The organism is Serratia sp. PL7, assembly GCF_945957435.1.
This window is the reverse complement of the sequence record NZ_CAMFLB010000007.1, coordinates 130,312-149,925: the sequence shown is the minus strand read 5'-3', so window position 1 is coordinate 149,925 and position 19,614 is coordinate 130,312. Positions and strand designations below refer to the sequence as shown.

Here is a 19,614-nt window from a genome sequence, read left to right as displayed (position 1 = left end):
GTTTGATATTAACCCTCTGTTTTTACAGGGGGTTTTGTTTTTACTCTATTATGAATTTCGACTAACTCACACCTGTTGACGGTATTGCCAATTGGCATATTGTTAGTCTGCTTAACTTTATTTTTGTACGAAAAACTAGCCCAAGGAGCACATGGGCTGTAATCATGCTGTTAGACAAAGGGATCCATCAATATATAGCTGGCATCCTTACGTTTATGTTGATCGATCAGCGGCACCAGGCGTTTAAAGTGTTCGGTCGCGCAGTGAGCATCCAACGCCGCGCGATCTGGCCACTCTTCGATAAAGATAAAGTGCCCGGCATCCTTTTGATCGACATACAGATCATAGGCGATGCAGCGGGGTTCCTGCTTGGTGGCTTCAACCAGCTCTTGATAAAGTGGCAACACCGTTTCTATCGCTTCAACCTTGATAAAATCTTCGGCAATGACTTTCAGCATTTTTATTTCTCATCCACTTTTACGACTCGAGTATTGCGTAAGTTGAGTGCTTGCCCTGCATGACCGATTGGTGTCATACGAGGTATTGGCTGGTCGCTATCGTTTTCCACCAGGCGTGAATAGTCCTCTCCTGCCGCAAAAAGATGATCCTCTCCCCATTGGCGCAGTGCGACGATAATCGGGAAGATTTCGCGGCCTTTATCGGTCAGCAAATACTCCTGATAGGCGCTGCCATCGGCGGCAGGGCTTACTTGCAAAATCCCCTGGGTGACCAGCGTGCGTAGCCGAGTGGAAAGAATATTCTTTGCCATCCCCAGATTCTTTTGAAACTCACTAAACCGGCTGATGCCGTCAAAGGCGTCGCGGATGATCAACAGTGACCACCAGTCACCCAGCACATCCAAGGTTCGTGCTACTGGGCATTGAGCATCCTCAAGGCTTTTTCGTTTCATGCTGCGGCTCCAGACTTATTCTGGTTGCATTATAAAACCTCTTTCACTAAAGTGCATTGAGTTTAATAATGAAACCACTTATAACGAGGCGCTTGATGAGTGATAAACCGCTGGAAGCCTTCCGCTCGCAGTCTGTTGAGCTTTTACCTACGTCACTGGTGCTGCTGTTGGCAGCAGCCTGCGCTTTCAGCGTGGCCAATGTTTATTACGCGCAACCGCTGCTTGATGCCATTGCGGTGGATTTTAATATCAGCCTGGCAAGGGTAGGGATGGTGATCGCGGCGACCCAGATCGGCTGTGCCTGTGCGCTGTTATTGGTGGTTCCTTTGGGGGATTTGCTGGATCGCCATCGCCTGCTGGCGGTGCAGCAAATACTGTTGATTGCTGCGTTGCTGATGGTTGTTGTGTCTAGTAGTAGTCTGGCACTACTGGCGGCCATGCTGCTGGTGGGGCTGTTGGGAACTGCGATGACGCAGGGATTGATCGCCTTTGCCGCTACGTTGGCCTCCCCGCAGGAACGTGGACGCGTGGTGGGGGCCGCTCAGGGCGGAGTGGTGATGGGTTTACTGCTGGCGCGCACTCTCTCAGGGTTACTGGCGGATATCGGCGGTTGGCGAACGGTCTACTTTTTCTCAGCGGCGATTACCCTGATATTGCTTCCTGTTCTGGCTCGTTTATTGCCAAAACAGCCTGCTTGCGAGTTGAAGTTAAGCTATTGGCAACTGCTGAGCTCAATGCTGGGCCTGCTGCGCCATGACCGGATTTTGCAGGTACGCGGTATGTTGGCGTTGCTGATGTTCGCGGCATTCAGCATCTTCTGGAGCACGCTGGTTCTCCCCTTGAGCCAGCCCCCATTTCTTTTTTCTCATTCGACCATTGGTGCATTTGGGTTGGTAGGGGCAGTTGGTGCGCTGGCGGCGATGAGGGCCGGGCATCTAGCTGACCAAGGCTGGGGGCAGCTAGCTAGCGGGATGTGCCTGTTGTTGCTGATGATCGCTTGGTTGCCGCTTGGGTTGATGGAGCGAGGAATGGCGTACCTGATTGGCGGTATCATCTTGCTGGATCTGGCCGGGCAGGCAATCCATGTCCTCAACCAGAGTATGATTTTCACTGCGCATCCGCAGTCCCACAGTCGTCTGGTTGGGTGCTACATGCTGTTTTATGCCGTCGGCAGTGGGTTGGGGGCGTTTGCCGGTAGCCATATTTATGCGTGGGCGGGGTGGCATGGCGTATGCTGGCTGGGCGGCTCGGTAAGCCTGGTGGCATTGCTGTTTTGGTGGCGCACGCTGAAATATTGCCGTTGACCCTTCCGTGCGCTAGTGAAGGTTTATCCAGCAGCTTTTTTTTCCGCCATACCCTGGATAAACAGCAATCCCAACGCAATGACGACCGGAATAAACACCAGCATATTCAGCCAGAACCAGCCGAGAATATGCATCATCTGCCCAGATAACAGAGAGGCTAATGCGGTGGTGCCGAAGACAAAAGAGTCATTCAGTGATTGAACCTTCAGCCGTTCTTGATGTGTGTAACAAGCGCTCAGCATGACGGTCGCGCTGACAAAGCCAAAGTTCCAGCCGACGCCAAGCAGAATTAATCCTCCCCAGAACCAGATGACCTCGGTGCCTATCATGGAAACCGCAGCGGCGCAGGCCGTCAGCAATAGCCCGCTGGCGCAGACGTAACGTGGCCCGAAACGCGATATCAGCCGGCCAGTGATAAACGCCGGCGCGTACATGGCCAGAATATGCCATTGGATCCCTAATGTGGCAGTAGACAGGCTGTGTCCGTGATGGATCATCGCCAGCGGTGTTGCGGTCATCATAAACGTCATCAGCCCATAAGAGACCAAGGCTGCCACTGCGGTGGTGATAAAGCGCAATGAACCGGCGATTTCCCCCAGAGAGCGAATTTTATCTGTTGATGTTGTTTGAACGGGGTCGGAAAGCGGGTTTTGTTGAGCCGCCAAGCGAGCGGTCATGCGCCGCATTTGCCATAAAAGCAGCAACGCAATCAACGCCAGCAGAGACTGCCCGAGGAAACTGGCCGACAGGGGAACTGGCAACAGGTTTTGCGTCCAGATCACCAGTTGTGGGCCAATCACTGCTGCTAACAGTCCGCCAAGCATAACCCGGGAGATCGCCACGGGTTGCTCAGGTTTGGTGACATAATCCGTTACCGCAAAACGGTAGCTTTGCACGCACGCCGCGTAACCCCCGGCCATCAGACAGCCCAGACAGAACAGGATGAAGGAGCCGTTTATGACGCCCCATGCAGCTATTATCCCACCGATGAATGCACTGAGCGCGCCAAGGGTATAGGCGTTAACGCGCCCAAAGCGGGCTATCAGGGCTCCTACAGGTAACACGGACAAGGCCAGGCCAATGTTGAAGAGACTGACCGGCAGCGTGGATAAGGCTTTATTACTGCTTAATGTCTCACCCACCAATCCGCCCAGTGAGATGATAATCGCAGGTGAGGATGCACCTATCGCCTGAAGGGCAAAAAGCAGATGTACGTAGCGCTTTGTTTGTGCGCGGTAGGTGTCTATCCCTGTATTGACGCCAGCCGGATCCACGATGGCTATTCCTTGGTTGGTTATGGGGAGTGAATGCACTGAATGAATCAGGCGCTATGCCCATGACGCCTGATTCGGTAATAGTAATCAATAGTACCCTAGCAATTTCCACCAGGCGAGGCCGACAACGAAGATCAGAATGACGTTGAACGTCACCACGCAAAAGTTGATTTTGTAGAAACGTGGCCGTTCAAAATATCCCTGAGCGAAGTAAATGGGGCCAGGGCCGCCGCCATATTCGGTATTTCCCCACATCAAATTGCTGAAAATACCAAAACAGATGGCAACCATCATCGGTGGCGCGCCAGCAGCGATAGCGGTAGCCGCGAACGGTGCATACAGTGCAGCGACATGGCCGGAGGCCGTGGCAAACAGATAATGCACATAAATATACAGTATCCCCAGAATGACAAACGTCTGCATTGCGCCAAAACCGCTAATAGTGGTTTCGAGCTTGGTGGTCATCCAACTGATAAAACCGAGGCTGGATAGCCCGCCCGCCAGGCTGATGATGACGCTGAACCAGATCACCGTATCCCACGCGGCCTGATCTTTAAGCAGGTCTTTCCAACTCACGGCATGAGTAGCAAACAGATAGGCAGCCAACCCCAGCCCTACCGTGGTGGCCGATAATCCTGTCAGCAGACTGGTGCCCCAGCCCAGCAGCGCCAAGATAAAACCCAGCGCGACCTTTTTTTCAACGCCTGACATAGCACCCAGCTCATTGAGGGCACGGCGTCCCATGTCTTTCGCTTCCGGGGTCTTTTTAAGTTCCGGGTTCAAGATCTTATAGACCAGCAGTGGCATCAGGAAAAAGCACACCATGGCGGGAACGACCGCGGCCACGAACCAGCCACCCCAGGTTATTTCTACCCCCAACGAATCTTTTGCCAGGCTGCCCACCAGTGGGTTCGCCGCCATACCCGTCAGAAATATGGCCCCGGTAATGGGGGTGAACTGGAAGCACACCATAATCAGAAAGTCGCCGATCTTTTTACCGCTCTTACCTGGTGCCGACCCTAAGACTTCATTGATAGAGCGTACGATGGGAAAGATGATGCCTCCCGATCTGGCGGTTACCGATGGCATGGCCGGAGCCATAATCAGATCGGATACCCCTAGCGAGTAGGCAATCCCCAGGCTGCTGCCACCAAATAGTGACAGCATTTTATAGGCGATACGCTTGCCCAAGCCGGAGGTAACGAACCCCAATGACAGGATATAAGCACAGAAAATCAGCCATACTGTCCCACTGGCAAAGCCGGATAAGGCTTTAGCCTCCGTCAGGGTTCCGGTAAAAATGGCTACGCAAAGCGCGACCAGCATGACTGCCCCGGAGGGCAGTGGTTGAGTCAGAATTGCCGCAATAGTTGCTGCAAAGATGGCGAACATCTGCCAAGCCTGCGGTGTTAATCCCTCGGGAACCGGGTAAAGCCAGATTGCCAAGCCTAAAAGCAGTGGGACCAGGGTGGCGATAGCTTTTTTCTTTCTGTCGGGTGATCCTGCTGACATAATTATCTCCTTATACAAGGATTGAATTTCCTGCGGATGCGTTAGCCCTGTTTGGCTGATTGCTGTACTGCCCGATCCACCATTTGCGGTGCCATACCCAAATAATTGGTCGGATCGGTAAGCTGCTCAATCAGCTCTGGCTCCAGACGACTGGCAATAGCCGGTAACGCGTTCAGCACATCGGCGAGGCGTCCTCCCTGTTCATTGACAATGCGGCAGGCGTCATACACCACATCATGGGCATCCTGGCGGCCAATATAAGGTGCAAGCCCCATCATCACGGCTTCGGCTACGATCAGCCCATTCGTCATGTCCAGGTTTTTTGCCATGGCAGCTTCATCCACAATCAGCCCACCGAGCATAAATCTTGCCTGCTTCAGTGCACCGGCGCTGAGAATGAAGCTTTCTGGGATGGCTATCCATTCGGCATGCCAGGGCCCGGTAGCGCGCTCCAGATCCTGGACCATCGCATCCAACATCAACCCAGCCTGCTGACGAACTCCTTTGGCGCAGGCCAGCATAAGCTCACTGGATATGGGATTGCGTTTTTGCGGCATGGTACTGCTGGCACCACGGCCTTTGACGAAGGGCTCATAGAGTTCGCCGAATTCGTTTGAGGCCATTAGCATGACGTCATAGGCGATTTTGCCCAACGATCCGGTGATCAGGCCCAACAGGTTAACGGCTTCGGCAAAACCGTCGCGTGCTACATGCCAGGTGGAGTCCGGAGTGCCCAGTCTCAGCTCTTCCATCATCGCCTGCTGCACAGCCAGCCCCTTATCCCCCAGCGATGCCAACGTCCCGGCGGCTCCGGCGAATTGGCCTACCAGGACGCGCGGGCGGGCTTGCGCCAGGCGTTCGGCGTGCCGATCAAACATATTGAGCCAGATTGCTGCCTTATAGCCGAAGGTGATCGGCAAGGCTTGCTGCAAATGGGTGCGTCCGGCCATTGGGGTGGTTCGGTAGCGCTGTGCCATGTCAGCCAGAATGCGGCGTAGTTCGTTGAGATCGGTTTCGATAAGTTCGAATGCATCGCGGATTTGCAGGACTACTGCGGTATCCATAATATCTTGTGTCGTTGCCCCCCAGTGAACGTATCCCCCTGAGCTGCCAGCCTGCTTCGATATCTGATGCACCAACGGTAAAATGGGATAGCCAACGATTTCGGTTTCATGACGCAGTAGGTCAAAATCCAGCGTGTCTGCACTGCATCTGGCCGCAATTTCCTCTGCGGCTTCCACTGGGATCACTCCACAGCGAGCTTCGGCTTTGGCCAGAGCGACCTCCACCTCGACGTACTTGCGTACCAACTCGCGATCATCAAAAATGGCACGCATTTCCGGGGTACCAAAAGCGTCACGGAACAGAATAGAATCAAGAACATTAGAAGCCATATTGCCTCCCTGAGTGTAAGAATGGTGGTAAGATTTATTTCATATGTCATATAGGGACAGGTGGCTAAACAGCAGCTCGTGAGGCGCGAGGAAACGAGGACTCTTGCTGTTCAGGCTTCCTTAAATGTCCGTACATTTAATATGTACGGACAATATATAATGTACGGACATTTGAGCAAAGCTGTCTTGCTACAACTTTGTGATGTTGATCTGAAAGTTTTTTCGGGAGTAACGGCCAGACCGCTATGAAAGAATCTCTTTATAAACGTATTGCTCGTGAGCTGGTGCAAAGCATTGCCTCGGATAAGTACCCGGTAGGCACGCTGTTGCCACCTGAAATGGAGCTGTGCGAACAGTTTGATGTCAGCCGACATACCATTCGTGAAGCCTTGCGTGATATCACCGAGCAGGGGTTGATCGTCAGGCGTAAGGGGATTGGCACGCTGATAGTGGAAAAAAAATCAGACAGCGCTATGAATCACCCGCTGGCCAGCCTGGAAGATTTGCTTTTCCTGGCCAACAATAACCTTCGGGTGGTGAAAAAGATTGATGAGGTGGTGGCTGATGAGGAGCTATCTCAAGTGATCGGTGGTGCGCCAGGATCGCGCTGGTTACATATCGCCAGTATCCGTGAAGACGGCGCAAAGAAAGACGCCCCCATCTGCTGGACAGACAGCTATACCCGACTTATTTATGACAAGATACGTCGCCTGGTGCGCAGCGATCCCTACGCATTGATCAGCGAGCTGATTGAAAAACATTATGGGGTCAAGAGTGAAGAGGTTCGGCAGACCATCACCGCCGTTGGTGTATCGCCGAAAATTGCCAAAGTGCTTGGCGTTGAACCCGGCTCACCCGCACTGAGAATTGTTCGTCGTTACGTGGACCGCCATGGTGAAACGTTCGAAACGACGGTGTCCATCCATCCGGCGGACAGATACGCTTGTTCCATTGTGCTGAAACCGCAAGCTTAAGAACAACGCTATCCTTTCGGCGAATGTAAAAGGTAATACTCTTCGCCGCCGTCACCACCGGTGGAGACGATCTGCCAGCCGTGCTTGTGATAGAACGCCAGCGCCTTGTCATTTTTCACCAGGCACTTGAGCGACCCGGTTGAGGTAAACGTCTGTTCTGCGGCATGCAACAGCGCGCTGCCCACGCCCTGCGGCGGCAGGAGAGGATCGACATACAGATTATGAATAAAATTATCGGCGTGATAAATCGAGACAAAGCCGAGCAGCTTGCCGTCCCGTTCGGCTACCCAGATCTCTTCGCCAATCGTTGAGCGATCAAAATCTTCCAGCCGATAATTTCGCGTGTCACGCCAGGTAAAGGCGGTTTGGCGGGCGGCCAGATACAGGCTGCGCAGGAAAAGGCGATCGGCCTCTTGGTAAGGTCTTATGTGCATGGCGGCTCCTGATGATTTGCTAGCACTATAGCTGACAATCAACTCATTTCAACGCTGGTACCCAGCCGTTGCGCCAATCCTTTGGCTCCGGCCCGCATCACCGCATCGTGGTTCCAGCGAAATAACGGTGCTGCCAGCGGTGCCAGGCAGTTCATCCAGAGCGTAGTGGTTCGGACATGCCAAGTATAGCGCGCAAGGGTATAAACCCCATCGGAACTTAACAGCCATTGGCCAATCCCTTCAACTTCGCCGCTGGCTTGTCCCTCCAATAGCTGTAGCGGCACGATATTGACTATATGCATGTCGAAAGTGATGCGGTAAGGCAGCACGCCTTGCCAGGTATAATGATGTAGCGCCCCGATCCCAAGCTCATTGCCTTTCACTATCTCGACCACCTGTAACAGGTTTTTCCACCAGCTTGGCCAGATATCGGGATGATAGAGTACCTCCCACACCGTCTGTAATGGGGCTTTGATACGCCAGGTAGTGACGAACTGGTATTCGGCCATATTGGGCTCTGCCTTAAGGGGTAAAGAAGTCAGTGGGAAAATGCAGGTTGAACACCAGAGCGTCCATCATCACGGTTTCTATTTCTCGATTGTCGGTATCGTAGCTGACCACCTTGGTTGGGAAGCTGTGGCTATCCTCTAACCAAACCTCATAACGGTGAACGCCACCGACATTAACCCCCGCTGCTCCAAGGATGGTGACATGCAAAGCGGCTTGTCCCGCCAGGGCTTCCTTACCGATGACGGTCGTTTTTCCCCCTTGCTGGAGGTGGCGAATATTACGCAGCAAGGTGCCAACGTCCGATTGGTCTATGCGATGGCCGTTAGGGCCTTGTACCAACGAGTTGCTGGGTGACAGGCTCAGCACTGGCAGAGTGCCGATACCGAATGGCCATACGCGTACCTTAGCGCTATCGGGATCATAGATCAGCACGGCACCACGATGAGGTTCGCTGAAATCCATCCGCACATAGCCCGGCTTACGGTAGCTGTAACGCATCAGGGTGCGATCGCCTTGTGCCGAGCGTGAGTCGATCTTGCACTGATACTCAGCAATCTGGGCCAATTGCTCCTGTGCCTGACTAATCGGGTCAGAGGGGGATGCTGCGAAAGTATGAGCGCTAGCTATCAACATCGTTGCCAGAAGCCATTGGTGGCCGAATAAGTGGTTGATACTTTTCTCCCTGTGGAACCCTGGCCGAAAAAGGTCTGCCTCATTAATTAAATATAGGATCTGGATCACAGAGGAGAGCGGTTTATTCTTCATCCTACAAATATCGTAACATTCGAATGTTTGCGTGCTGATGCGCAGCATACCCTGAGTAAGTTTTTGACCAGCAACAGTGGTAGCAGGATGGCGGTTCCCCATTCCGCAGCTCGGTGATGTTTATCCAGGTGCTACCCGCAAATGCTGGCAGAGATGATGATGGAACGTGACGAAATTGACGATATTAAGGTTTTCGCGGCCCAGGCCATCCAGTATTGGCCCCAGTGAATGGTTGTATTTTTTCTTGGTGTTGCCATCTCTGGTTACTTGCTATGCTACCTGCCGTAAATCCTGCACCGGATTGGTTTCCAATGTGTGAACGTGCGTTCCCTGCGCTTTCCCTAACCATAGTGAGTCTGACATTTCATGAAAATTAAAAAAAATATGTACTTGGTTTTTCTGCTGGCCATTTCTCTTGGTGGTCACGCTGCTCAAGTAAAACCTGTTGAGCCTGAGAATGGCCATACTAAATTGCAGAACGGTCAAGACGGTCAGGATGGTCAGGATGGTCAGGATGGTCAGGATGGCCAAGACGGCCAGAATGGTCAAGACGGTCAGAATGGCCAAGACGGTCAGAATGGTCAGGATGGTCAAGACGGCCAGAACGGTCAGTCATCAATTTGAAATCTGATTATACCTTGAAGCTAGGCTGGCTGCTGGATGTATGCGTGGGGGCCAGGTTGCAGTTGTGATAGCTATCACAGTCAGATTGTTGCGAAATTCGGTTACGGGGCAGTAATAAAAAAGGCTTCACCCCTCTCGGTTTGAAGCCCTTAGTCATCGTTCAAGCGTCAGCGCTTATTTCACATCGACCTGATAGAAAATATGCTTGCCGAACGGGTCGATTTCGTATCCGGTGACCTCTTTGCGCACCGGCTCAAAAATCGTCGAGTGGGCAATCATCACCGCCGGCATCTGATCGTGCATCATCTGCTGGGCTTCCTTGTAAAGCGCTACGCGCTTTTGGTGGTTACTTTCGGCTCGAGCCTCCAGGATCAGCTTATCAAACGGCTGATAACACCACTTCGACGAGTTAGAGCCGCCGTTGGCTGACGTGCAGCTATACAGCGGGCCAAAGAAGTTATCCGGATCCCCGGTTGCCGTGGTCCAGCCCATCAGTGCGGCCTGATGCTCGCCGTTTTTCACCCGCGTCAGGTACTCGCCCCACTCATAGGTCACTACTTTGGCCGTTACGCCCACTTTCGCCCAGTCGGCCTGGATCATCTCTGCCATGCGCTTGGCGTTCGGGTTATACGGGCGTTGAACCGGCATTGCCCACAGATCGATGGTCATACCGTTGGCGAAGCCAGCTTCTTTCAGTAGGGCTTTGGCCTTCTCCGGATCGTAATCGTAGTCTTTCAAATCCGCATCGGCACTCCACACGCCCGGAGGCAGTATATTTTTCGCCGCAGTGCCAGTACCTTGGAATACTGCCTCGATGATTGCCGGTTTATTGATGGCCAACGCCAACGCCTGACGGACCTTCACGTTATCCAGCGGGGCCTTTTGAGTGTTAAACGCCAGGAAGCCGGTGTTCAAGCCTGCTTTTTGCATCAGGTTGATGTCTTTATTTTCCCTCATGCGTGGCAGGTCTGCCGGGTTAGGGAACGGCATCACCTGGCATTCATTTTTTTCCAGCTTGGCGTAACGGATCGACGCGTCCGGCGTGATGGAGAACACCAGACGGTCGATTTTCGCTTTGCCCTGCCAGTAATCAGGGAAGGCGGTAAACAGGATGCGGGAGTCTTTATGATATTGCTTCAATTCAAACGGCCCGGTGCCAATCGGCTCCATATCTACACGCTCTGGCGTGCCCGCCTTCAACATGCTATTAGCGTATTCCGCAGAGAGAATTGAGGCGAAATACCAGCCTAAATCGGCAACAAACGGCGCTTCCGGATGGGCCAGCGTGAAACGCACGGTATGGTCATCAACCTTGTCGATGGCGGTGATTAGCTTGCCGAACTCCAGGCTTTCGAAGTTGGAGTAGTTGCCGTTGGAAACGTTGTGATAGGGATGGTTTGGATCTTTCTGGCGCATAAACGAGAAGATCACATCATCGGCGTTAAAGTCGCGCGTTGGCTTGAAATATTTGTTGCTCTGGAACTTCACTCCTTGGCGCAGATGGAAGGTGTACACCTTACCGTCTTCGCTGACGTCCCAGCTTTCTGCCAGGCTAGGCTGCAGTTCGGTGGTACCGACTTTGAAATCCACCAGTCGGTTATAGATCGGCACCGCGCTGGCATCTACGCTGGTCCCGGAGGTGTAGAGTTGCGGGTTAAAGTTTTCTGGTGAACCTTCTGAACAATAGACTAACGTTTTTGCTGCTACCCCAGAGCTTATTGAGAGCGCTGCTATGGCCAGCGCAAGCTTTGTAATTTTAATTATCATCACTATCTTCCTGTTGGTGAGCCTACCACTGAAAAATAAAGCTTGTACTAAAGCGCTTAATAAATAACATTAAATTTACATTGTCAGCAAACAACATCGAACGATAACAATGAGGTCAACGCTAGCCTCGGTAAAGGCAGTAGTTGGCAAAAATAAACTCTAACAAAAGGGTGAATTCTGAAAGATTGCTCTGGTGATCCTAGCCATGGAAGCCTTGCAAACGGGATGCGTTCATACACAACATAATGTCTTCACCGCTCGCCACGCAGTTAACCCAACGTTTCTTCCGCTACCTGGCCGTCACCAGCCAGAGCAACCCAGCGGTAAGTACTTTGCCCAGCACTCCTGGCCAGTTCGCCATGGCGGAGATGCTGGCTGAGGAACTACGCCAACTCGGCCTGGATAATGTGGTTATTGACGAACATGCCACCGTCACCGCAGTGAAAAAAGGCAACGTACCCGGTGCGCCACGTATCGGGTTCATCACGCATATTGATACTGTAGACGTTGGTTTATCGCCGGATATCCATCCACAAATCTTGCGCTTTACCGGTGAGGATTTGTGCCTGAACGCGCAGCAAGATATCTGGCTACGCACTGCTGAACACCCGGAAATCAAAGCCTATCCGGGGGAAGAGATTATTTTCAGCGATGGCACCAGCGTGTTGGGGGCGGATAACAAAGCGGCCGTCACGGTAGTGATGACGGTGTTGGAAAACCTTACCGCAGAGGACCAACACGGCGATATCGTGGTGGCGTTTGTACCGGACGAAGAGATTGGCCTGTGTGGCGCCAAAGCGCTGGATCTGGCGCGTTTCGACGTCGACTTTGCCTGGACCATCGACTGCTGCGAATTGGGTGAAGTGGTGTATGAAAACTTCAACGCCGCCAGCGCCGAACTGCGCTTTACCGGCGTGACCAGTCACCCGATGTCCTCTAAAGGTGTGCTGGTGAATCCGCTGCTGATGGCGATGGATTACATCGGCCACTTCGATCGCCAGCAGACTCCTGAGCATACCGAAGGGCGCGAAGGTTATATCTGGTTTAATGGTATGCAGGCATCGCAAAGCGAAGCGCTGCTGAAAGCCAATATCCGTGATTTCGATTTGGCGAATTTTGAGCGCCGCAAACAGCAGATTGGTGAAGTGGCGGAGAAGATTGCTGCGCAATATCCCACCGCTCGGGTGGAGTATCACATCAGCGATACCTACAGCAATATCAGCAATGCCATCACCGATGACCGCCGGGCCATAGATTTGATTTTTGCCGCACTGGCCGAGTTGAACATTGAGCCTAAAGTCATCCCGATGCGCGGCGGTACAGACGGTGCGGCGCTGTCTGCCAAAGGGTTATTAACGCCAAACTTCTTTACCGGCGCGCATAATTTCCATTCACGGTTTGAGTTTTTACCCCTCAAGTCGTTTGAGGCTTCTTATAATGTGGCGTTAACGCTGTGTAAGCTGGCGGCTAAATAAAGGGGGATATCGCTTCAACATTATCGCAGCCAGGCTTATTCAAGCCAGGCTGCGAAAGTTCTATTTGTTTGGTTAACTCGAATAAACACGAAAGCCGCTACGATTTAGCAGATAAAAACTCAGACAGCCGCTATTTTTTCACTATGATCAGATGATAATCGCCGTTTATGCCGATATATCTGGTCATACCACTATTGAAACTATCCTATCGCCATTATGTTAGCAGCAGTGGGTAACGTACTGATCTTTGTGCCAGGCACTTTGGGTCCCTCAGCCCGATATCAATCTTGGGTGCCTATTACACAATGTTTAAGTGAGTGGGCCTAGAATGGCTGGACCTGATGGTGGCTTTGCATAGCCATTGGCGTGATGAGAACTATTGAGCCTGCTGTAATAGCCGCTCAGGTGCCAAAACCTTAATATTTCTTTCAAGGGTTGGGAGTATTATCTCCCAACTCCGCAAATTCAGTCTGGGAGTCAACAACATGACTATCGATTTACAACGTCTTCAACAGGTGGCATCGGATGCCTATGCGCAGTATTCCACATTGAGTGGCGGCGAGAATGCCAGCTATATCCCTTTTTTAGCGAGCGTGCCAAGCCATTTAGCCGCCTTGGTGATTGTAACCGTTGACGGGGATATCATTTCTCAGGGGGATGCGGAGTTTCGCTTTGCGCTGGAGTCAATTTCAAAAGTGTGCTCGCTCGCCTTGGCGTTGGAAGATGTTGGCCCACAACAGGTTCAGGACAAGATTGGTGCCGATCCCACTGGCTTGCCCTTTAACTCAGTGATTGCTCTGGAGCTACATAAAGGTAAACCCCTCTCGCCGCTGGTGAATGCCGGGGCAATGTCAACGGTGAGCTTAGTGAAAGCGAGTGACCGTGAAAACCGCTGGTTGCGTATTCTTGATATGCAACAGCAGTTAGCGGGTGCACAAATCGCACTCTCTGACGAGGTGAATGATTCAGAGCAAACGACCAACTTCCATAACCGTGCGATCGCCTGGTTACTCTATAGCGCCGATGCGATGTACTGCGATCCAATGGAAGCCTGCGATGTGTATACCCGTCAATGTTCAACGCTGCTTAATACCATTGAATTGGCCACGATGGGGGCGACAATTGCCGCCGGTGGTATCAACCCCGTCAGCAAAAAGCGAGTGCTGACAGAGTCTAACACGCCCTTTATTTTGGCAGAAATGACGATGGAAGGGATGTATGGTAGTTCTGGCGATTGGGCATACACCGTTGGTTTGCCAGGTAAAAGTGGTGTTGGGGGCGGTATTTTGACCGTGGTGCCTGGTGTAATGGGGATTGCTGCGTTCTCACCACCACTTGATCCCGTTGGTAACAGCGTGCGGGGGCAAAAAATGGTTGCGGCTGTTGCCCAGCAAATGGGATATAACCTTTATCGGGGGCGTTAATCATGAACAGGCCGCCAGTTTCTAAGGGCCTGTATAAAAAATGCAACCGCTGCAATCCATGGCAAGGCTTTACGCATGGCGGGCGTGAAAGTCACGCAGCCGCAGGAAAGGCTATTTTTTGACTATCCCTGAAATATCATTGGTATTGATCAGATGATAGTCGCCGTTCATGTCAGTATAGCTGGTCATACCGCTATTGCGGTCAGTGTCCGGTTCGCCGTGGGCCTGTAGGCTATCGCCATATTTAGTCGTGATAATGTAGTCACTGGTGCAACCTGCCAGCGCCAGTGTCAGGAAAATGAGAGGCAGAAAAGTGAGTTTTTTCATTGGTCAACAGGCTCTTTCCATTTTAACTGCCTCATATTACAGACAAAGTGGCCCGAGATGCAAAGGCTACCTTGTTACACTTCAGCGCGTTTGGGTTTCAAAGATATCCGTCGGTAAATGGGTGTAGTCCACCTTCTTGAGCTTAAAGTTGGTGATATAGACGGGGCCGGCTTTTTGCTCGGAAAGAAACGAGTATTTCGGCGTCAGCTCTTTGGTTTTTATCCCGGTCCACGAAGCGAAAAAGGTCAGGAAATCATTGGCTGAACGAGGGGCTTTAATCAGGCGGTGTTCGGTGTCATCGCTGGAAAGCACCATAAAGGGGACCTGAAAATTTTGTTGAAACTGGTCATCGTGCGCCAGATATTGCACCTGGGTACCGCGCTCTTTAAACGCCAGACCGTGATCGGAGAAGTAGACCATTGAGAAACTTTCCCCGGTATCGCGTAACTGCTGATAGAGCTGTTTTAGCAGGCTGTCAGTTTGCGTCATGGTGTAAAGATAGCAGGAGGTTTCTTTGGATTGTACAAAGTCCACGTATTTCCCCTGAGTTCGGTCGCAGGCTTGCGGATGTGAACCCATCAGGTGCAAGACGATCAGCTGCGGGTTAGTGTTGCGCGGGGCGGCAAAAACCTGGGCGGTCATCTTGAGCAGCGTTTCATCATGGGTATTCTTATCTGCTTCAAAATCACCGTTTTTCAGAAACTGCACTTCATCGGCACGTTTGGCAATGCTGGCGATAGCGGTGTCATATTCACCAATTTGGCCTTGGTTTGAGAACCACCAGGTCTGAAAACCTGCCCGATTGGCCAACGTGACGAAGTTATCTTGATACTGGGGTTTACCGTTAATAACACGGGTTAACGTAATGCCGAGCGATTTCTGTGTTGATCCGCTGGCCGCAATATAGTTAAGCAATAGCGTGCCGTTTACGTGGCTGGCAAAGGGGGTATTGTCCCAGTGCCCACCAAACGCACCTAAGGCATCTCGCCGCGCGCTTTCGCCGATCACTACCATGTAAATGTGATACTTCGGTTTCACCGCCAGCACGTTCCAGGAATCTTTCAGTTGCGAAAGCGCCTGCATACGGGCTTTTTCATCAATCACTTCCTGGTTATTGACGATCACATCTCTGACGAAGCGAAACACGGGATAACCAGAATCGGTCAATTTAAACACGCCGCCGTACGCCAGATTCTGTACTGGCGTGACAAAAAAGCAGACCACGCTGATGGTGAGACATAAGCTGTTGAGGGTGTTCCAAGCGCCTTTCGGGGTTGGCTTACGGCGCAACGCGATAATGCCCAGAGCCAGAATAAACAGCGACACCAGATAGCTGTACCACGGGAAGATGGTCAATATCTCGCTGGACTCTTCCACCGAGGTCGAGTGTAACGCCAGCAGGGTATTAAAATTGGGCGAGCCATAGGCCTGAGCAAACGGGAAATACATGGCAGCGATGAGGCTACACAGCCCGATCACACTCTTTTGCAAGCGTGGGCTGAGACGCCACAGCAGCAGTAACACACAGCCGAACGCCACGGCATACAGCAGACTAAATGGATAGCCGAGGGCGAAGTTGATCAGCAGCGACAGCAGGAAATAAAAGCCTGTCCACGGGGTTAGGGTGACGTCACGTGCTGCCAGGGTATCTTTAACCGTTGAGTTCATGTTTACCGAAAGTTATCAAATGCTGTGTGGTAACTCTGACAAGAGAAGAGTCATAAATCCGTGTGGTAGACGGAAAGGGGGAGGAGGGATAGACCGCATCCAGCGAGCCGCTTCATGTACCCGGATGCGAGAAGATAGAGCCGAATGAAAACAAGATCAACTGATAATTACGGGCTGTTTTGAGAGGTTGATTGCAATTTCGAGCGGAAAGAGAAGTAAAGTGGAACGGTGCGGATATTCAAGAAAATTGCAGCCCCCTTTATGTGAACGGATCGTTATCAGTACGCCCCCTTTTTAGGGGCATCCAGAGCATTTTGTATCAGGTTAATCAGTATGGTCCGAGGAGCTATATTGCTACTGTCGCTTAAATCTGGCGTTATTGAAGCGGGGAGGAAATATCCTCGGATGAGGAGTGTTCAACCAGTTTAAATAGCTCGCGCCGTTCCTCTGTGGTGAAATCCCGCCATTCGCCCAGCGGCAACCCTTTCAGAACGATGTTCATAATACGTGCGCGCTCAAGCTTGGTGACTTCATAACCAAAATATTTGCACATGCGGCGGATTTGGCGGTTAAGCCCTTGCACCAGGGTGATGCGAAACACCTGCGGAGCTTCTTTCTCCACTAGGCATTTTTGAGTCACCGTGCCCAGGATGGGGACGCCTGCGCTCATGCCCTGAATAAACTCATCGGTCACCGGTTTGTTGACGGTGACCAGATACTCTTTTTGATGATTATTGCCAGCACGAAGGATCTTATTGACCAACTCGCCGTCATTGGTCAGGAAAATCAGCCCCTGGGAGTCTTTATCCAGGCGTCCGATAGGAAAGACGCGTCTGCTGTGATTAACGAAATCACCGATGTTATCCCGCACGTGCTTCCCCATGCTGGTGATGATGCCAACAGGCTTATTCAGTGCGATAAGCACCAAATCGTCCGCACTACGCGGTTCGATCGGCTGGCCGTTAACTTTCACCATATCCCCGACCAATACCTGATCGCCCAAGGCGGCTAACCGGCCGTTGATGAAAACGTGGCCCTCCTTGATGTGGAGATCGGCCGTGCGACGAGAACAAATGCCGCTGTCGCTAATGTATTTGTTAAGGCGGATAGATGAGTGAGTTAGCATGGTTTCCCCGTCAAACGCGAACTATACATTACCTGGGGGGGACGGAGTCTCTTTTTATTTTTTGACGCTATCGCGTGATTGACCTCACTGGCGGCAGCGCTAATAATGGCAAACGTCGACTCGGGGTGCCCTTAGGGGCTGAGAAATTACCCGTATTACCTGATCTGGATTATGCCAGCGTAGGGATGTCGCGGTATCTCAGCCGGTACCCGCCTTCTTGAACGCCGGTTGGGAGCATTATGTTTACTCGACCTGATGTGTTACCCGGCACCCGTGCCGCGGCCTGTTTTAACCAATTTAAACGCCAACCTCCGTTGATCCACTGCCTGACCAACGAAGTGGTGCAAGAGCTGACGGCCAATGTGCTGCTGGCGCTTGGTGCTTCTCCCGCGATGGTGGTGGAACCGGAAGAGGCCGCGCAGTTCAGTCGCGTGGCCGATGCGCTGTTGATCAATATCGGCACCCTGCATGCATCGCGAGCAGAATCAATGCTAGCCGCCATAGAGGCTGCCAATTGTGCTGAAAAACCCTGGTTACTGGATCCGGTTGCCGTTGGGGGATTGGAATATCGCGCTACCTTCGCCCGCCGTTTGCTCACCCTGCGGCCTGTGGCGATCCGTGGCAACGCGTCGGAAATCATTGCATTGAGCGGCCTGCAGACCAGCGCCCGTGGCGTAGATAGCCAGGATGACTCGCTGGTGGCATTACCCGCAGCACAGGTATTGGCGCGTAATTGCGGGGCTATTGTGGCCGTCACCGGTGAGACAGATTACATCACCGATGGCGAGCGAGACTGGGCCGTTACGGGTGGTGATGTATTAATGACGCGCGTGGTGGGGACTGGCTGTGCGCTTTCAGCGGTTGCAGCAGCATTTTGCAGTTTGCCGGGCGATCGGCTGGATAACGTTGCCACCGCTTGCCGCGTGATGGCGCTATGTGGTGAAAGGGCCACGGCGCAGTGTTCTGGCCCTGGCAGCTTTACTGCCGCCTTTCTGGATGCCCTCTACCAACTGCGGATGGAGGATCTGCTATGAAACGAATTAACGCACTCACCATCGCTGGCACCGATCCTAGCGGCGGAGCCGGTATTCAGGCCGATCTGAAAGCCTTCTCCGCGTTGGGGGCCTATGGCACCAGCGTGATCACCGCGCTGGTGGCGCAGAATACCCGTGGCGTGCAGTCGGTATATCATATCGAACCGGCATTTGTGGCCGCCCAGTTGGATTCGGTACTCAGCGATGTGCGTATCGATAGCGCTAAAATCGGCATGTTGGCTAATGCCGATATCGTGCGGGCAGTGGCCGAGCGCCTACGCCATTACAAGCTGCCTTATGTGGTGCTGGATACGGTGATGCTGGCTAAAAGTGGTGACCCGCTGCTGGCACCGGATGCGGTGGAATCCATCCGCCGTGAGCTAATGCCATTGGTTTCCATTATCACGCCTAACTTGCCTGAGGCCGCTGCTTTGCTGGCCTGTGCTCCGGCACAAAACGAAGCGCAAATGCGTGAGCAGGGCCAGGCATTGTTGGCGATGGGCTGTCAGGCGGTGTTGATGAAGGGGGGGCATCTAAGTGAAGAGGAAAGCCCAGATTGGCTATTTGCTCCTGGCTTTGAGCAGCGCTTTAGTGCGCCGCGCATAGCGACCAGGCACACGCACGGCACCGGTTGCACCCTATCTGCGGCACTGGCTGCCCTGCGTCCGCGCCACCAGAGCTGGGCCGATACCGTGGCAGCGGCAAAAAACTACCTGCAACTGGCTTTACAGCAGGCCGATAGCCTGGAGGTGGGGCAGGGTATTGGGCCGGTGCATCATTTCCATGCTTGGTGGTGAGCCAGAGATTGAGTTTAAGCTGGCTAAACGGGTGGTGACATTAATCGAAGGTATTGGTGACAAGCGGGGACGCCTTGCCACAATGTCGGAAGAAATGTCGGAAGAAATGTCGGAAGAAATGTCGGAAGAAATGTCGGAAGAAAATTTACCACCGCTTCCTGGAAGGAAAGCGGTTAATCAGGGTTGGGGCAACCAAAAAAGGGTACTGGCAGGTTGTCTGACGAAAAACGCTGGGCCAACTTTCCCGTTTAATTGTGGTCTGAGCTACTTGGAGCTACGCTTTTGATTTACCGAG

General features: G+C 52.5%; 20 protein-coding genes and 1 riboswitch. Of the genes, 8 read left to right on the top strand and 12 right to left on the bottom strand.

What is annotated here, in order from left to right:
• Positions 1-170: 170 nt before the first annotated feature.
• Together N6G83_RS26795 and N6G83_RS26790 are read right to left on the bottom strand one after the other, a co-directional pair.
• Positions 171-458: a putative quinol monooxygenase gene (locus N6G83_RS26795; RefSeq protein WP_029710740.1), complete on the bottom strand. Its 288-nt coding sequence runs from the start codon at positions 456-458 to the stop codon at positions 171-173.
• A 2-nt stretch (positions 459-460) separates the two neighbouring features.
• Positions 461-910, bottom strand: coding sequence for a winged helix-turn-helix transcriptional regulator (locus N6G83_RS26790; RefSeq protein ID WP_024527004.1), 450 nt, complete (start codon positions 908-910; stop codon positions 461-463).
• Positions 911-1,005: 95 nt separating this feature from the next.
• On the opposite strand from N6G83_RS26790, the gene N6G83_RS26785 reads away from it, so the two are divergent.
• Positions 1,006-2,214 carry an MFS transporter gene (locus N6G83_RS26785; protein ID WP_211135653.1) on the top strand — a complete coding sequence of 403 codons (1,209 nt, stop codon included), beginning with the start codon at positions 1,006-1,008 and terminating at the stop codon, positions 2,212-2,214.
• A gap of 23 nt (positions 2,215-2,237) precedes the next feature.
• Here N6G83_RS26785 and N6G83_RS26780 read toward each other — a convergent pair whose 3' ends face one another.
• From N6G83_RS26780 to N6G83_RS26770, 3 genes are all read right to left on the bottom strand, one after another.
• Positions 2,238-3,488: an MFS transporter gene (locus N6G83_RS26780; protein WP_226906462.1), complete on the bottom strand. Its 1,251-nt coding sequence runs from the start codon at positions 3,486-3,488 to the stop codon at positions 2,238-2,240.
• Positions 3,489-3,575: 87 nt separating this feature from the next.
• Entirely contained in the window at positions 3,576-5,000 is a 1,425-nt protein-coding gene (locus N6G83_RS26775) for a DASS family sodium-coupled anion symporter (RefSeq protein WP_211135652.1), read from the bottom strand.
• Between the two features lie 41 nt (positions 5,001-5,041).
• A complete protein-coding gene (locus N6G83_RS26770) occupies positions 5,042-6,394 on the bottom strand; it encodes an adenylosuccinate lyase family protein (protein ID WP_211135651.1) in 1,353 nt (450 codons plus the stop codon).
• Between the two features lie 245 nt (positions 6,395-6,639).
• On the opposite strand from N6G83_RS26770, the gene N6G83_RS26765 reads away from it, so the two are divergent.
• A complete protein-coding gene (locus N6G83_RS26765; RefSeq protein WP_260524059.1) occupies positions 6,640-7,368 on the top strand; it encodes a GntR family transcriptional regulator in 729 nt (242 codons plus the stop codon).
• 8 nt (positions 7,369-7,376) lie between these two features.
• Here N6G83_RS26765 and N6G83_RS26760 read toward each other — a convergent pair whose 3' ends face one another.
• Genes N6G83_RS26760 through N6G83_RS26750 form a run of 3 tightly spaced genes read right to left on the bottom strand, consistent with a single transcriptional unit; the run spans position 7,377 to position 8,876 of the window.
• Positions 7,377-7,802 (bottom strand): GNAT family N-acetyltransferase, encoded by a 426-nt coding sequence (locus tag N6G83_RS26760; RefSeq protein WP_074029441.1) that lies wholly within the window; start codon positions 7,800-7,802, stop codon positions 7,377-7,379.
• Between the two features lie 38 nt (positions 7,803-7,840).
• The gene (locus N6G83_RS26755) at positions 7,841-8,311 is read right to left on the bottom strand and encodes an SRPBCC family protein (protein ID WP_211135650.1); all 471 of its coding nucleotides are present in this window, start codon (positions 8,309-8,311) and stop codon (positions 7,841-7,843) included.
• Between the two features lie 13 nt (positions 8,312-8,324).
• Complete coding sequence (locus N6G83_RS26750) at positions 8,325-8,876, bottom strand: DUF1571 domain-containing protein (protein WP_233169620.1); 552 nt, start codon at positions 8,874-8,876, stop codon at positions 8,325-8,327.
• 567 nt (positions 8,877-9,443) lie between these two features.
• Here N6G83_RS26750 and N6G83_RS26745 point away from each other — a divergent pair.
• Entirely contained in the window at positions 9,444-9,701 is a 258-nt protein-coding gene (locus N6G83_RS26745) for a hypothetical protein (protein WP_211135649.1), read from the top strand.
• Between the two features lie 174 nt (positions 9,702-9,875).
• On the opposite strand, the gene N6G83_RS26740 is transcribed toward N6G83_RS26745, so the two are convergent.
• Positions 9,876-11,468 carry an ABC transporter substrate-binding protein gene (locus N6G83_RS26740; protein ID WP_024527012.1) on the bottom strand — a complete coding sequence of 531 codons (1,593 nt, stop codon included), beginning with the start codon at positions 11,466-11,468 and terminating at the stop codon, positions 9,876-9,878.
• A gap of 245 nt (positions 11,469-11,713) precedes the next feature.
• Here N6G83_RS26740 and pepT point away from each other — a divergent pair, with 245 nt between their 5' ends.
• Both pepT and glsA read left to right on the top strand, forming a co-directional pair.
• Entirely contained in the window at positions 11,714-12,943 is a 1,230-nt protein-coding gene (gene pepT / locus N6G83_RS26735; protein WP_074029437.1) for a peptidase T, read from the top strand.
• 485 nt (positions 12,944-13,428) lie between these two features.
• On the top strand, positions 13,429-14,367 hold the full coding sequence (gene glsA, locus N6G83_RS26730) for a glutaminase A (protein ID WP_211135648.1): 939 nt from the start codon (positions 13,429-13,431) through the stop codon (positions 14,365-14,367).
• A gap of 111 nt (positions 14,368-14,478) precedes the next feature.
• Here glsA and N6G83_RS26725 read toward each other — a convergent pair whose 3' ends face one another.
• From N6G83_RS26725 to rluF, 3 genes are all read right to left on the bottom strand, one after another.
• Positions 14,479-14,694 carry a YgdI/YgdR family lipoprotein gene (locus N6G83_RS26725; protein ID WP_024527015.1) on the bottom strand — a complete coding sequence of 72 codons (216 nt, stop codon included), beginning with the start codon at positions 14,692-14,694 and terminating at the stop codon, positions 14,479-14,481.
• An 81-nt stretch (positions 14,695-14,775) separates the two neighbouring features.
• The gene (locus tag N6G83_RS26720) at positions 14,776-16,362 is read right to left on the bottom strand and encodes a phosphoethanolamine transferase (RefSeq protein WP_211135647.1); all 1,587 of its coding nucleotides are present in this window, start codon (positions 16,360-16,362) and stop codon (positions 14,776-14,778) included.
• A 376-nt stretch (positions 16,363-16,738) separates the two neighbouring features.
• Positions 16,739-17,488 (bottom strand): 23S rRNA pseudouridine(2604) synthase RluF, encoded by a 750-nt coding sequence (rluF, locus tag N6G83_RS26715; RefSeq protein ID WP_024527017.1) that lies wholly within the window; start codon positions 17,486-17,488, stop codon positions 16,739-16,741.
• 111 nt (positions 17,489-17,599) lie between these two features.
• A riboswitch (TPP riboswitch) is annotated at positions 17,600-17,691 on the top strand.
• A 36-nt stretch (positions 17,692-17,727) separates the two neighbouring features.
• Between rluF and thiM the strand changes: the two genes are divergently transcribed.
• The 3 genes from thiM to N6G83_RS26700 are packed head-to-tail and all read left to right on the top strand — an operon-like array spanning position 17,728 to position 19,605.
• The gene (gene thiM / locus N6G83_RS26710) at positions 17,728-18,522 is read left to right on the top strand and encodes a hydroxyethylthiazole kinase (RefSeq protein ID WP_024527018.1); all 795 of its coding nucleotides are present in this window, start codon (positions 17,728-17,730) and stop codon (positions 18,520-18,522) included.
• Positions 18,519-19,319 (top strand): bifunctional hydroxymethylpyrimidine kinase/phosphomethylpyrimidine kinase, encoded by an 801-nt coding sequence (gene thiD, locus N6G83_RS26705; RefSeq protein ID WP_211135646.1) that lies wholly within the window; start codon positions 18,519-18,521, stop codon positions 19,317-19,319. Before thiM ends, thiD begins: the two co-directional genes overlap by 4 nt.
• On the top strand, positions 19,306-19,605 hold the full coding sequence (locus N6G83_RS26700; protein WP_211135645.1) for a hypothetical protein: 300 nt from the start codon (positions 19,306-19,308) through the stop codon (positions 19,603-19,605). The genes thiD and N6G83_RS26700 overlap by 14 nt, the downstream gene beginning before the upstream one ends.
• Positions 19,606-19,614: the final 9 nt, after the last annotated feature.